The organism is Alcaligenes pakistanensis (genome assembly GCF_014652815.1).
Lineage (GTDB): Bacteria > Pseudomonadota > Gammaproteobacteria > Burkholderiales > Burkholderiaceae_B > Alcaligenes > Alcaligenes pakistanensis.
The window spans coordinates 521,829-535,504 of the sequence record NZ_BMZN01000002.1 but is presented as its reverse complement, the minus strand read 5'-3'; the positions used below and the strand labels follow the sequence as shown (position 1 = coordinate 535,504).

The 13,676-nt window shown below is 56.2% G+C and carries 10 protein-coding genes; 4 read left to right on the top strand and 6 right to left on the bottom strand.

The features are described 5' to 3' along the window. Positions 1–5 precede the first annotated feature (5 nt). The 6 genes from nrdA to IE156_RS07405 form a co-directional block, all read right to left on the bottom strand. On the bottom strand, positions 6–2,285 hold the full coding sequence (gene nrdA / locus IE156_RS07430; protein WP_189391892.1) for a class 1a ribonucleoside-diphosphate reductase subunit alpha: 2,280 nt from the start codon (positions 2,283–2,285) through the stop codon (positions 6–8). Between the two features lie 148 nt (positions 2,286–2,433). Next, the gene (recQ, locus tag IE156_RS07425) at positions 2,434–4,260 is read right to left on the bottom strand and encodes a DNA helicase RecQ (RefSeq protein ID WP_189391891.1); all 1,827 of its coding nucleotides are present in this window, start codon (positions 4,258–4,260) and stop codon (positions 2,434–2,436) included. Between the two features lie 9 nt (positions 4,261–4,269). After that, positions 4,270–5,406 carry a fimbria/pilus outer membrane usher protein gene (locus IE156_RS07420; RefSeq protein ID WP_189391890.1) on the bottom strand — a complete coding sequence of 379 codons (1,137 nt, stop codon included), beginning with the start codon at positions 5,404–5,406 and terminating at the stop codon, positions 4,270–4,272. A 21-nt stretch (positions 5,407–5,427) separates the two neighbouring features. Next, positions 5,428–7,200: a ClcB-like voltage-gated chloride channel protein gene (locus tag IE156_RS07415; protein ID WP_189391889.1), complete on the bottom strand. Its 1,773-nt coding sequence runs from the start codon at positions 7,198–7,200 to the stop codon at positions 5,428–5,430. Positions 7,201–7,208: 8 nt separating this feature from the next. After that, positions 7,209–8,258, bottom strand: coding sequence for a cytochrome d ubiquinol oxidase subunit II (locus IE156_RS07410; protein WP_189391888.1), 1,050 nt, complete (start codon positions 8,256–8,258; stop codon positions 7,209–7,211). Next, complete coding sequence (locus tag IE156_RS07405; protein ID WP_189391887.1) at positions 8,255–9,595, bottom strand: cytochrome ubiquinol oxidase subunit I; 1,341 nt, start codon at positions 9,593–9,595, stop codon at positions 8,255–8,257. The genes IE156_RS07410 and IE156_RS07405 overlap by 4 nt, the downstream gene beginning before the upstream one ends. Before the next feature lie 161 nt (positions 9,596–9,756). On the opposite strand from IE156_RS07405, the gene IE156_RS07400 reads away from it, so the two are divergent. The 4 genes from IE156_RS07400 to minE all read left to right on the top strand — a co-directional run bounded on the left by IE156_RS07400 (position 9,757) and on the right by minE (position 13,613). Then, entirely contained in the window at positions 9,757–11,514 is a 1,758-nt protein-coding gene (locus tag IE156_RS07400; protein ID WP_189391886.1) for a glutamine--tRNA ligase/YqeY domain fusion protein, read from the top strand. 10 nt (positions 11,515–11,524) lie between these two features. Further along, complete coding sequence (minC, locus tag IE156_RS07395; protein WP_189391885.1) at positions 11,525–12,295, top strand: septum site-determining protein MinC; 771 nt, start codon at positions 11,525–11,527, stop codon at positions 12,293–12,295. A 222-nt stretch (positions 12,296–12,517) separates the two neighbouring features. Continuing rightward, positions 12,518–13,333, top strand: coding sequence for a septum site-determining protein MinD (minD, locus tag IE156_RS07390; protein WP_189391884.1), 816 nt, complete (start codon positions 12,518–12,520; stop codon positions 13,331–13,333). Position 13,334: 1 nt separating this feature from the next. Continuing rightward, positions 13,335–13,613 (top strand): cell division topological specificity factor MinE, encoded by a 279-nt coding sequence (minE, locus tag IE156_RS07385; protein ID WP_189391883.1) that lies wholly within the window; start codon positions 13,335–13,337, stop codon positions 13,611–13,613. Positions 13,614–13,676 lie beyond the last annotated feature (63 nt).

Here is a 13,676-nt window from a genome sequence, read left to right as displayed (position 1 = left end):
CTTGCTTAGATCTTGCACGCCCCACTGGCGCAACCGTCGTCTTCAACTTCGCCATGCGAGTCGTCGGCACCGTCGCGAGTGTTGTGGTAGTACAAGGTCTTCACACCGTATTTGTAGGCCAGCAGCAAGTCCTTGAGCAGTTGCTTCATCGGCACACGGCCGCCCTCGAACCGCTGTGGATCATAGTTGGTGTTAGCAGAAATCGACTGGTCGACAAATTTCTGCATCACGCCAACCAACTTCAGGTAGTCGTCGTTGCCGGGCATTTGCCACAGCAATTCGTACTGGTCCTTATATTTCTCAAATTCAGGCACAACCTGACGCAAGATACCGTCTTTGGATTGCTTGACCGACACCAGACCACGAGGAGGCTCAATACCGTTGGTGGCATTGGCGATCTGGCTGGAGGTTTCCGATGGCATCAAGGCTGTCAGGGTGGAGTTGCGCAGACCGTACTTGACGATGTCAGCACGCAAAGCTTCCCAATCCAGATGCAGTGGCTCGTTGCAAATACCGTCTACGTCTTTTTTGTACGTGTCGGTAGGCAACAGGCCCTTGGCGTATGTGGTTTCGTCGAAGGCATCGCAAGGACCGTATTCACGCGACAACTGCACCGAAGCCTTCAACAGGTAGTACTGAATGGCTTCAAAAGTGCGGTGAGTCAGGCCCAGCGCTGCCGGATCCGAATAACGGGTGCCATTCTTGGCCAGGTAGTAGGCGTAGTTGATTACGCCAACGCCCAGGGAACGACGCTTGTTGGTGGCGTTCAACGCCGCCTTGACCGGGTAATCCTGATAATCCAGCAACGCATCCAGAGCACGCACAATCAGCTCAGACAAGCTGTCCAGCTCATCCAGGGATTTCAGAGCACCCAAGTTGAACGCCGACAACGTGCACAGGGCAATTTCACCTTCTGCATCGTTCAGATCATTCAAGGGCTTGGTAGGCAGAGCAATTTCCATGCACAGATTAGACTGGCGCACAGGAGCACGATCAGCCTGGAAAGGGCTGTGCGTATTGCAATGGTCTACGTTCTGAATATAGATACGGCCCGTGCTGGCGCGCTCTTGCATCAGCAAGGAGAATAACTCCACGGCTGGCAGGCTACGTTTGCGAATAGCAGGATCTTGCTCGTACTTTTCGTACAGGCGCTCGAACTCGTCCTGATCAGCAAAGAAAGCGTCGTACAGGCCTGGAACGTCATGCGGCGAGAACAAGGTGATGTGACCACCCTTGATCAGACGCTGATACAACAGGCGGTTGATCTGAACGCCATAGTCCAGGTGACGGATACGGTTTTCTTCCACACCACGATTGTTCTTCAACACCAGCAGCGTTTCCACTTCCAGGTGCCACATGGGGTAGAACAAAGTGGCTGCGCCACCGCGCACGCCGCCTTGCGAGCAAGACTTCACGGCAGCCTGGAACATCTTGAAGAAAGGCAGGCAACCGGTGTGTTGAGCTTCACCACCACGAATTTCGCTGCCTACGGCGCGAATACGACCACCGTTGATACCGATACCGGCACGCTGGGAGACGTAACGCACAATGGCACTGGTCGTGGCATTGATGCTGTCCAAGCTGTCATCACATTCAATCAGAACGCAAGAGCTGAACTGGCGAGTAGGTGTGCGAACGCCAGCCATGATGGGCGTAGGCAAGGAAATCTTGAACTGCGATACCGCGTCATAGAAGCGCTTGATAAAGCTTAGACGGGTTTCAGCGGGGTAACGGGCGAACAGGCACATGGCCACCAGCATGTACAGGAACTGGGGGCTTTCGTAGATGCGCTTGGTGACGCGGTTTTGAATCAGGTACTTGCCTTCCAACTGCTTGACGGCACCGTACGAGAAGTTCATGTCACGCCAGTGATCCAGGTGAGCACCCAGCTCATCGAACTCGGCGCGCGTGTAATCTTGCAGCAGATGGGGATCGTAGCGACCTTCTTTGGTTTGAAGCGTCACGTGATCGAACAGGGTCGGGGGCTCAAACTGACCAAATGCAATTTTGCGCAGATGGAAAATCGCCAGGCGGGCAGCCAGATACTGGTAATCGGGCGTATCTTCAGAGATCAGATCTGCAGCCGACTTAATAATGGTTTCGTGGATATCGCTGGTGCGAATACCGTTATAGAACTGAATGTGCGAGCGCAGCTCTACCTGGGAGACGGACACATTGCTGAGACCTTCAGCAGCCCAATCAACGACTCGGTGAATCTTGTCGAGGTTAATAGGTTCTGTGCGGCCATCCCGTTTGGTGACCATTAATTGTTCGGTTTGTTGCATCTGGAGTCTCGGAAAACGGATGTATGCGGAGAAGCGCCTGCGGCAGCTTTGGCATCACTAGCAAGCACCATATGTAGTGCAGATTAGCTGATATTCTACTACATATAGCGCTTTCAAATGAAACAAGTTCTTGCGCCATTAACAATTCTTACAGCGTTTGGAGCTCCTGAACGCAGCGCAGCAATGCCTCTCCGTAGGCTTCCCGCTTACGTACCCCAATGCCTGTAATCGGCTCCAGATCAGCTTCTGAGCGCGGGCACTGGATGGCCACTTCACGCAAAGTAGCGTCGTGAAAAATGACATAAGCCGGCACACCATGCTCACGTGCGGTGGCTGCGCGCCAGACACGCAAAGCCTCGAAACGGCGCTGTTGATCAGGCTCCAGTGCAGGCCCAACCGGGGCCTGACCTTTGGTTCTATGTGCCGCCGGTCCGCGTGTTACGGTTTCGCGGCGCAGCATTAAGGTCCGCTCGCCCTTCAGGACCTCTCGGCTGGCATCAGTCAGCAACAAGGTGCCGTAGCCTTCCGGGTCCACCGTCACCAAACTATGTGCCAACAATTGGCGCAAGACACCGCGCCAAGCCTGATCGGACAACTCCTTGCCCACACCAAAGACCGTTAGCTTGTCGTGCTCATGCTCTTTGACCCGATCGGTCGTTTTGCCCAGCAGGATATCGATCAGATGCCCTGCCCCGAACCGCTGACCCCGTTCGCGCCACAATCTGTAGATAGTGGACAACATCTTCTGGGCCGCCACCGTCCCATCCCAGGCCTCTGGTGCTTCCAGGCAGGTATCACAGTTACCGCAAGGTTCGATCTGCTGATCAAAATACGCCAGCAAGTGCTGTCGACGGCACGAGATGGTTTCACACAAACCCAGCATGGCATCCAGAGCTTGACCTTGCTGACGCCGGTGCGCCGCATCGCCTTGTGACTGATTGATCATGCGATACAGCTGCACCACGTCTTGCAAGCCATAGGCCAGCCAGGCGGTGGCGACTTCGCCATCACGACCGGCACGCCCGGTCTCCTGGTAATAGCCCTCTACCGATTTAGGTAAGTCAATATGGGCCACAAAGCGCACGTCCGGCTTGTTGACGCCCATACCAAAGGCAATCGTCGCCACCATGACCACCCCTTCCTCGCGCAGAAAGCGCGCCTGATTGATGGCACGTTGCTGCGCCTCCAGGCCGGCATGGTACGGCAAGGCGTGAATACCGTTCTTGCACAGAAACTCTGCCGTGTCATCCACTCGCGAACGAGACAGACAATACACAATCCCTGCGTGCCCCGAATGCTCTTCCTGAATAAAATTCAGCAGTTGTTTGCGCACCTCATTCTTTTCAATAATGCGGTAGCAAATATTAGGACGGTCAAAGCTGGCCACGAAGTGGCGGGCTTCTTCCAACTTCAGGCGCTGGGCAATTTCTACCCGCGTCAGTTGAGTGGCGGTGGCCGTCAAGGCAACCCGTGGCACACCCGGCCAACGCTCGGCCAGCAGATCCAGGCCCAGATATTCCGGGCGGAAGTCGTGGCCCCATTGCGATACGCAGTGGGCTTCATCGATGGCGAACAGGGAAACCTGTCCACGTGCCAGCAAATCCAGACAACGATCCGTCAGCAAACGCTCGGGAGCCACATACAGCAGATCCAGCTGCCCGGTCAGGAACTCGCGTTCGACCTCGCGGGCAGTTTGCCAATCTTGGGTGGAGTTCAAATAAGCGGCGTTCACACCCAGTTCGTTGAGCGCATCCACCTGATCTTGCATCAAGGCAATCAGGGGGGAAACCACCACGCCGGTGCCAGGTCGCACCAATGCAGGAATTTGGTAACAGAGCGACTTGCCGCCGCCTGTGGGCATCAAGACCAGGGCGTCACCGCCTTGGATCAGGGTCTCGATAATCTCGTGCTGAGAGCCACGAAAACTGTCATAACCAAAAACTTCCTGAAGAACCTCAAGTGCTGACTGGGCCATGCCGCCTGCTTAAAAAATCGGAATAGAAAAACGCAGCGCGATGTTCGACTGACGACTTTCCAGATGACGGCGAGCCTGTAAACCCACCCTAAGGTGGGGACTGTACCAGAACTGCTGCGTGACCCCAAGGTAGCGGTTCTCCCCTCCGGCAACTACCTGCTGCACCTCGTACTGGGTCTGAACCTCGCCCCAGCGACGCAAAGGAACGGATAGGCCCACGACCTGCCGGCTACTGGCGGCGTCCACCTTCATGCCCTGATAACGGCTTAAATCCAGAAAATTGTCCTGGTAGCGTTCACCCTGCCATTGCAGGTGCAGATCGTCCAGCACATCAAGTCCGTAAGCGGCCTGATATCGCCAGCCCTGCCCCACCGCATGGGTTGCTCGGGCTACGCTGGCCTGCCAGACACCGAATTCTGGCGAGCGATAGGTGGCACCCAGACCGGTCAGGCCAAAATTGCTTGCGCTTTCCATCTGGGTATCAATACTCGTTCTGCTGGTGACATCCGTGCTGAGCATCAAACTGCTGGCGGAAGAACCGTACACCAAATCCCCATTGTCCTGCTTGCCCGTCATATCCAGTGCGCCCACCGCCAGAGCGTAACGCCACGGCCCGACCGGCCCCTGTTCAAACTGCTGGGTAATATTAATGCCGCCCAGCGCCACAGGCCGCGCCCAGTCGGGCGCAGTCACGGTGTCATTACCCAAGGTCAGCTGCAGGCCCTCATCATTCATATAGCGCCAATTACGCTCACCAAACTGCCAGACCTGATCAGGCGAGCTGCTCAGCCAGCGCGCACTCCAGATGGGCGAGGATTGCTGACTATATTGAATAGAACGGGCCAGACTGGCGGTGTTGGAACCGTTCAGGCTGAAATCAGAAAAAGAGAAATCCATGGACGCAGCAGGACTGGGCAAATCCTGATCACCCTGGCGATGCCATTGCGAGGCATCAAAAAAAGGTTCCACCGGTGCAAGTTCCTGAGCCGGAATAGCCTGGGACTCATCCACTCCGTAAACACGTGTGGCAGACAGGTTTTCCAGCCCGACACGGCTTTGAGCGGCAGCCAATGGAACAGCGAACAGCATGGCAAGACCGACAATCAGCCCGCCTGCCAAGCCTCGCTGGCAAGCTCTTGTACGCATGGTTTATGTCACAAAAAGAGTTTAGCGCCGGGCATCCAACATCACTTCGCCGCTCGCATCCAGGGAGCGTTTGATGGCGGAATACTTTTCCAGCACGGCAGACTTATAGACTACACCAATCAGGCGACCCGAACCGTCACTATTCAATACGGGCAGACGCTCTCCGGCAAAGCTCACGAAGTGCTCCTGGGCCTCGTCCAGACTCATGTTGGGGTACAGAGTTTTGACAAAATCCATACGCAAAATATCCCCGACTACCCGTTCCTGCGCAGCGTTGTCGTCCAACAACATACGCGTCAAGTCAGGCTGGGCAATCACCCCTTGGTAAACCTGTTCTTCGTTCACCACGTACAAATAGCGCACGGGATAGTCCAAAAACATTTGCAGGGCGTCCCGCATCTGGGTGGTCGTGCTGACCACAGTGTCCGCCGGGCGCACCAACTCCGCCAAGGTGGTGTGACGCAACTTGTGGCGCAGTAAGGCATCGCGCTCGCGCACCAGCGTCACTTCGTACATGGCGACCTCGGCCACACCGCGCGACACAAAATACGCCATGACGCAAGCCACGATCAGCGGCAGCACTAACTGATAGCTGAGCGTCATTTCAAACAGCATCAGAATTGCCATGAACGGTGCACTGGTCGCCGCACCCAGAAAAGCCCCCATACCCACCAAGGTGAACAGATACAGCGGCAAGTCTAGGCCCGGAAAAACCAGCAAGGTCAGCTGACCGAACAAGGTACCAAAAGCAGCGCCAACAAAGATCGCTGGGGTAAACACACCACCCACCGCCCCCGAGCCAACCGTCAGCCCTGTGGCCAAGACCTTGAACAGCAAAATGATTAGAACGCTGTACCAGGCCCAATCACTGTGAAGCATGGACGAGACCACACTAAAGCCATTGCCCGCTACGCGCGGCATGATGATCAGCAAAAGTCCCAGTAACAATCCACCCAGAGCCAGCCGCAAAGGCAAGCCCAGCCCGGTACGCTTGAACAGGGTGCGAAACAGATTCAGCAATTTCAGGAAAGCCGGAGCGGCCAGACCGATCAGCACACCCAGGACCAGAAAGGGCAAAATGTCCCAGCCTGCCACCGCCTGAACATTCGTCATTTCATAGGGGGCGTGATAACCCCCCAACATGCGCATGGTCAGGTGTGCGCTGACGGCTGCCATCAGCAAGGGGCCAAAGCTGCTCATGGTCATGGTGCCCAGCACGATCTCGGCCACAAACACGGCCCCGGCAATCGGTGCCCCATAGGCGGCGGCCACCCCGGCAGCCGCACCACAGGCCACCAGCAAACGCAGACGGGCCTCACCAAACAAGGTGAAACGGCCAATGGCTGAGGCGGACAAAGAGGCCAAATGCACCATCGCCCCTTCCCGGCCAATCGAACCACCGGAGGCAACAGTCATCAAGGAAGATAAGGATCGCAACAAGCCCTGGCGGATCGACAAGCGGCCATCACCAATGGCCACTGCTTCCATATAGTCGGAGTTACTTCCTGAAGGCAAACGTCCTGCCAACCACAACAAGATGCCGGCGCACAGACCACCCAAGGTGGGAAACAACAAGCGCATGTACCAGGACAAGCCTTCCGTTACCGCCACGATACCGCCATGCTGTCCCGTGACAACTTGCTGCACAAAGCGCATGCCCTGATGAAAGGCCAAGGTGGCCAGGGCTCCCAGAATTCCGGCCAGCACTGCCCAGGCCAGCATGGCAGGCATATCAGACAACCACTTGAAGCCCTGCAGACGCTTGCGCATCGACAGTACGGAATGGGCAATCATAAGAAAGGTCAGCCTTTAAAGCTGGGCGGCAAAGGTGGGCGGGACAAACCAAACATACGCCAGTACACCCATACATTGAAAATCAGCACAATGGGCAGGGCAATCACAATGGCAGACAGGATCAGGCTTAATGCCGGCACCCCAGCAGCTGCATCCCACACCGTCATTTCGTCCAGAATCAAATAGGGGAAGAAACTGAACGCCAGCCCTGCCATAACGGACACCATCACAAACAGGGTCAGCAAAAAGGGCAAGGCAGTGGTGCGATAGCTGCTGTTAATCATGCGCTGTAGGCTCATTTCGATCGATACGAAGCAGCTTAGAATCAGCGCCCACAAGAACAGCACTAGCCCCCAATAAGGGCCATCGCTCCATTTGAGCAACACACCGGCGTTCACAAACGCCAGCACGACGGATACCCCGACTGCACCGGCTGCAAACCAGCGTACCGATCGACGGCCCCAGTTCACGGCACGGGCGCGTAGCTCGCCCGCTTCGCGCATGATAAGCCAGCTGGCACCCAGCAAGCAGTACGCGGCGATAGCGCAAAAGCCCATGAAAATTGAGAACCAGATGTAGCCCGCGTCACTTTGAAAACCGACAACGACTTGAGCCAACAAGACACCATGGGAAAACGCCGTCAACCAGGAGCCCAGGGCAAAACCCATTTGCCAGCGAGACTGACGCTCTACCGGTGCACGCAGGCGGAACTCAAAGGATACGGAACGAGAAAAAACGCCCACACCCAAGGCGCATAAAGGCCCATACAACCCGCCCATCACGGCTCCCCAGGCTTTGGGGAAAGCGCAGACAAACAGGCCTAAGCCGAGAAACAGCCAGAACTCATTGGCATCGCGCCAAGGGCTGAGCAAGGACAACATGCGGGGACGCAAGGAATCGGGCGCTAATAAAGACAGGCAGCCAACACCAATATCAAAGCCGTCCAGAACCGTGCCGGCCACAATAATCAAGAAGAACAGGGCCAGAAACGCCAGCGGCATCCAGAAGGCGGGGTCATGAGCGCCCAGTCCCAGCGCATTCGCGAAAGAGTCAATCATGCCCGCCCCCGATGACGCGCGATCGGCACCACGCCAAAACGAACTGCGTGTCGCAGCTTCTGGAAAAAGCCAATCATGCACAAGACGTACACCAGGCCATAAAAGAGCACGCCCAGCCCAACCGTAACGACACTTTCCGGACTCTGCACCTGCGCCGCCAGAATATCGTTCCCCACCAGATACGGTAGAAACCCCAGCAAAACGTAGGCAGCCCCGGCCAGCAACATGATCCAGCCCAATACTGAGGCAGCCACCATCAGCTGACGCTCTCTATAAGAGAGGGAGTGCGGGTCCAAGCCATAACGGCGCGTACGCAACACAACCCAGAGCAACAGAAACAGCATCAAAGCCCCTGCCAATACCGCCAGACGGAAGGACCAGAAGGTCAAGGTCACGGGCGGCATGGCCTCGGAAAACTGATCTAGACCCATTAAAATGCCGCTGTCATTGCGACCCAGCCAGCGTCCACCCGCGTGCGACCAACGCAGCACGCCCAAGACACTGTCTTGCAAGGCCGAAGGTGCTGCCACCAGAATTAAGTCCGGCTGCGAACCGCTTTCCCAGTACGCGGCCGCTGCTGCGGCCTTGGCGGGCTGATACTCGGCCGTCATAAAACCATTTCCAACCACCACGCACACCAGGGCGACCCAGGCCACCAGGCCTAAAAGCAAAGCGCTGCGAAACGCCAGTCGTTCCTGATCCGTCACGGGTTTTTGCATGGTCTGGGCGCAGGTTACGCCCAACATGAAAAAAGCCACGGTCAGCAAACTGCCGGCCAATAAAAGACCGGCGTACCAGGGTAAGGCGGGGGTACTGAGAACATCCAGCCAGTCCATCACCACATAATGGCCTTCAATCACATCCACGCCGGTGGGCACCTGCATCCAGGCCACAATGGCGACCAGCCAGAACGCGGTGACCGTCACGCCCAAGGCCACCATCAATACCACCAGCGTATGCACCAGATTAGAGAGCATGCGCTGCGCAAACAGCATCACGCCCAAAAAACAGGACTTGAAGATAAACAGGGACAGCATGGAGGCCGCCAGCATGGGGCCAATGACATCGCCCACCAGTTCCATCAAACCCGGCCAGACGCTGCCAAACTGAATCAGCACAGGCATGGAAGCGGCAAAGCTTAAAATAAAAGCCAGCGCGAACAGACGCACCCAGAAACGATACGCCCCCATCCAGGCGGTGGCATTGCTGCCAAAGGTCTTGAGCTTGAAAAACAGCAGCACCCAGGCTAGTCCCAGCTCCAGAGCCAGAAACAGCAGCATGAAGCCCAGGCTAAGGAAAAACTGGGCGTGAGACAGAGAAAGGGCGGAGTGCGTCATAATGAGCGCTAGTGTAGGGTGAATTGGCCTGCAAACGCCACCATACTACCTTAAGTTTCCACGCCAATTTTTAGAAGCCGTTCTAGGGACAAATACCCCTCTAAAACAAGAACGTGGCAAAATGGCCGATTAGTCTGTCGGCTTCTTTATTTCAAACGTGTATGACCTCTGACACCACTCCCGCTCCCGTATCTAATTTTCTGCGCACGATCATCGACCAGGATCTGAGCGCTGGCCGTTACGCACAAAAATCCTGGGCCGGCCAACCAGGCCCGGCCAGTACCCAGGAAGGGGCGGCTATTGATGCCGCGCGTATTCGTACACGCTTCCCCCCCGAACCCAACGGTTACTTGCACATTGGGCACGCTAAAAGCATCTGCTTGAACTTTGGACTGGCCAGCGACTATCTGGGCGCCTGCCACCTGCGTTTTGACGACACCAATCCTGAGAAAGAAGAACAGGAGTACGTGGACGCCATTATCGACATGGTCAAGTGGCTGGGCTTTGACTGGACCTTCAAAAACGAAGACAACCTGTACTTTGCCAGCGACTATTTCGACTATATGTACCAGTTCGCCGAAGCCCTGGTGAACGCAGGCTACGCGTATGTCGACGAGCAAAATGCTGAACAAATGCGCGCCAACCGTGGCACGCTGACTGAAAAAGGCGTGAACTCGCCCTGGCGCGACCGCCCTGCCGAAGAATCCATCAAGCTGCTGCGCGAAATGCGCGATGGCCAGCATCCCGATGGCAGCATGGCCTTACGCGCCAAGATTGATATGGGCTCGCCCAATATCAATATGCGCGACCCGGTCATGTACCGCATCCGCCATGCTGAGCATCATCGCACCGGCAATAAATGGTGCATCTACCCCATGTACAGCTGGGCTCACCCTGTAGAAGACGCGCTGGAGCGCATCACTCACAGTCTGTGTACCCTGGAATTTGAAGATCAGCGCCCGTTCTACAACTGGATTCTGGAACGCCTGGTCGAACTGGGCCAGTTGTCTGACCCCTTACCCAAACAGTACGAGTTCTCTCGTTTGAACCTGTCCTACGTGGTCACCAGCAAGCGCAAGCTGCGCCAACTGGTTCAAGAAAATCACGTATCAGGTTGGGATGACCCCCGCATGCCTACCCTGGCCGGTTTGCGCCGTCGTGGTTACAGCGCTGGTGCCATCCGTCTGTTTACAGACCGCCTGGGTGTATCCAAAGCGGCTCAGCACGTGGACTACAGCCTGCTGGAACAAGCCTTGCGCGATGATCTGGACCCAGTGGCCGACCGCAGCGTTGCCATTCTGGACCCGATCGAACTGATCATCACTAATTACCCGGAAGGTCAAAGCGAGCTGTGCCATGCACCGCGCAACCCGCACAATCCAGAGGCGGGCCAACGCGAGTTCCCCTTCTCCGGTCGCCTATACATTGAGCGCGAGGACTTCAAGGAAGAGCCGCCTAAAAAGTACTTCCGCCTGTTCCCCGGCAATACTGTGCGCCTGAAATACGGCTATGTGGTGCGTTGCACCGGCTGCGTTAAAGACGAACAAGGCAATGTCACCCAAGTACTGGCGGAATACCTGCCAGATACCAAAAGTGGCACGCCTGGTGCAGACTTGGTCAAGGTCAAGGGCACGATCACCTGGATCAGCGCCGAACACGCGATTGCTGCTGAGATCCGCCAGTACGACCGGCTCTTTGCCCATCCCCAGCCCGATGCCGCCGACCAGGACTTCCTGGAGCACATCAACCCGAACTCGCTGCGCGTGATTCAAGGTTGGCTGGAGCCAGGCACCAAAGCGACTCCCGATGCCCACTGGCAGTTTGAGCGCCTGGGGTATTTTGTGGCGGACCGCGAGGACTCCACCCCCGAAAAACCTGTTCTGAACCGCACTACGACTCTGAAAGACACTTGGGTCTAAGGCTATTAACGTGAACGATCAGACTCATGCCAAAGGGCCGCAAGCCCTGGATTTCAAAAGTGCCACACTGTATGCCGTACGCGTGGTGCTGCGCTCGGCTGACACAGCCGAGCAGTTAGCCGCACTGGCGCAACGCATGAAAGACGCGGGTTCCTTCTTTGAGGACGAACCCGTCGTTATCGATGCCAGCGCCATTGACGCCCCAGTGGACTGGACGGCCCTGGTGACCGCCCTGCGTCAGCACAAACTGCATCCTGTGGGCATCATTGCCCATCCGAATCATGCCGATAACGCCATCGACAGCGGCTTGCCGCACGTTGAATTGTCCAACCCGCCTGCCCGCCCGCAAGCCCAAGCGGCACCGGACAAAGAAGTGCCTGTCTTGTCGAAGTCGGCCCAGCAGGAAACCCCTGTTGCTTCTGCCCCGCCACCTCCCGCAATTGCTCCGGCGGCACTCATCATCAACCGTCAACTGCGTTCCGGCCAGCGTATCTACGCTCGTCACACGGACTTGATTGTGATTGGTGCCGTCAGCCAAGGTGCCGAAGTGGTGGCCGATGGCAATATCCACGTCTACGGTCCGCTGCGCGGCAAGGCAATGGCGGGTGCCCGTGGAGATAACAAAGCGCGCATCTTCACAACCGAGCTGGACCCGGAACTGATCGCCATTGCAGGCGTGTACCGCATTATTGAAACGCGTCTGGATGAACAGCTGCGTAACAAGCCGGCGGTGGTCACACTGGAAGACGATACGCTCAGGTTTGATCCCCTGAGTTCCTAGCAGCACAAGGCGCCGGCTAAAGCCGGCGCTTTTTATAGTGGCCTGCACTGCGCCCCCCACACAGGCAAGCAAGTGCAAGCACAAACGTGTAAGCTGACACCGAACAAAGCAATTGATATGTTTTGTTTCTAAGCAGTAGGCTAAGTGGCAGAGCGGATGTCAAAATTAGGCCCGTTATGCTTTACGATTATGTGACTTGAAAAACAAAGGAATCCGATTGTCATGGCGCGTATAGTTGTAGTGACCTCCGGCAAGGGTGGTGTGGGCAAAACCACCACCAGTGCCAGTTTTGCATCTGGCCTTGCGATGCGCGGTCACAAGACCGCCGTCATCGACTTTGACGTCGGTTTGCGCAACCTGGATCTGATCATGGGTTGCGAACGCCGTGTCGTCTATGACTTCGTCAACGTGATTCAAGGCGAAGCAACCTTGAACCAGGCCTTGATCCGTGACAAACAGATCGAAAACCTGTTCATCCTGCCTGCCTCCCAAACGCGTGACAAAGACGCGCTGAGCCGTGAAGGGGTAGAGAAGGTTCTGGAAGAGCTCAAGGGCATGGGTTTTGAATACATTGTGTGCGATTCGCCCGCAGGTATTGAAACCGGCGCCCTGATGGCGTCCTACTTCGCTGACGATGCCTTGGTCGTGACCAACCCGGAAGTCTCGTCGGTACGTGACTCGGACCGCATCCTGGGCATTCTGGCGGCCAAGTCGCAACGTGCTGAACTAGGCAAAGAGCCCATCAAAGAATATTTGCTGCTGACGCGCTACAGCCCCAAGCGTGTATCTGATGGCGAGATGCTGTCCTTGCAGGACGTCGAGGACATTTTGCGCATCAAGCTGATCGGCGTGACGCCCGAATCGGAAACTGTGCTGCAAGCCTCTAACCAAGGAGTACCCGTTATCCATATCAAGGAAAGTGACGTAGCCCAAGCCTATCACGACATCATCGACCGCTACTTGGGTGGCGATAAACCACTGCGATTTGTGGATTACGAAAAACCAGGCCTGTTCAAGCGCCTGTTCGGAGGAAAGTAATATGTCTTTCCTGTCCTTCCTGCTCGGTCACAAAAAAACGTCGGCAACGGTCGCCAAAGACCGTCTGCAACTGATCCTCATTAACGAACGTGGTCAAGGCGGCGTTGCCCCAGACTACTTGCCCCGCTTGCAAAAAGAGCTGGTCGAAGTCATCTCACGCTACGTGAAGATTAATCCCGATGACATCAAGGTGAACCTTGATCGCCAGGACTCGCTGGAAGTGCTTGAAGTCAAAATCGAAATGCCGCAAATCGATGCCAGTGCACTGGGCAACAAGTAAAGCGCACTGACAAGACAAGCCAGTTTTTCTTGAAATGGCCATCCTGTGCGGATGGCCATTTTA

What these genes read in the sequence shown, in the direction of transcription:
- IE156_RS07405 (WP_189391887.1), bottom strand. Translation starts at nt 9,595, where the DNA reads ATGACGCACTCCGCCCTTTCTCTGTCTCACGCCCAGTTTTTCCTTAGC.
- nrdA (WP_189391892.1), bottom strand. Translation starts at nt 2,285, where the DNA reads ATGCAACAAACCGAACAATTAATGGTCACCAAACGGGATGGCCGCACA.
- IE156_RS07415 (WP_189391889.1), bottom strand. Translation starts at nt 7,200, where the DNA reads ATGATTGCCCATTCCGTACTGTCGATGCGCAAGCGTCTGCAGGGCTTC.
- IE156_RS07410 (WP_189391888.1), bottom strand. Translation starts at nt 8,258, where the DNA reads ATGATTGACTCTTTCGCGAATGCGCTGGGACTGGGCGCTCATGACCCC.
- minE (WP_189391883.1), top strand. Translation starts at nt 13,335, where the DNA reads ATGTCTTTCCTGTCCTTCCTGCTCGGTCACAAAAAAACGTCGGCAACG.
- IE156_RS07400 (WP_189391886.1), top strand. Translation starts at nt 9,757, where the DNA reads ATGACCTCTGACACCACTCCCGCTCCCGTATCTAATTTTCTGCGCACG.
- minD (WP_189391884.1), top strand. Translation starts at nt 12,518, where the DNA reads ATGGCGCGTATAGTTGTAGTGACCTCCGGCAAGGGTGGTGTGGGCAAA.
- recQ (WP_189391891.1), bottom strand. Translation starts at nt 4,260, where the DNA reads ATGGCCCAGTCAGCACTTGAGGTTCTTCAGGAAGTTTTTGGTTATGAC.
- IE156_RS07420 (WP_189391890.1), bottom strand. Translation starts at nt 5,406, where the DNA reads ATGCGTACAAGAGCTTGCCAGCGAGGCTTGGCAGGCGGGCTGATTGTC.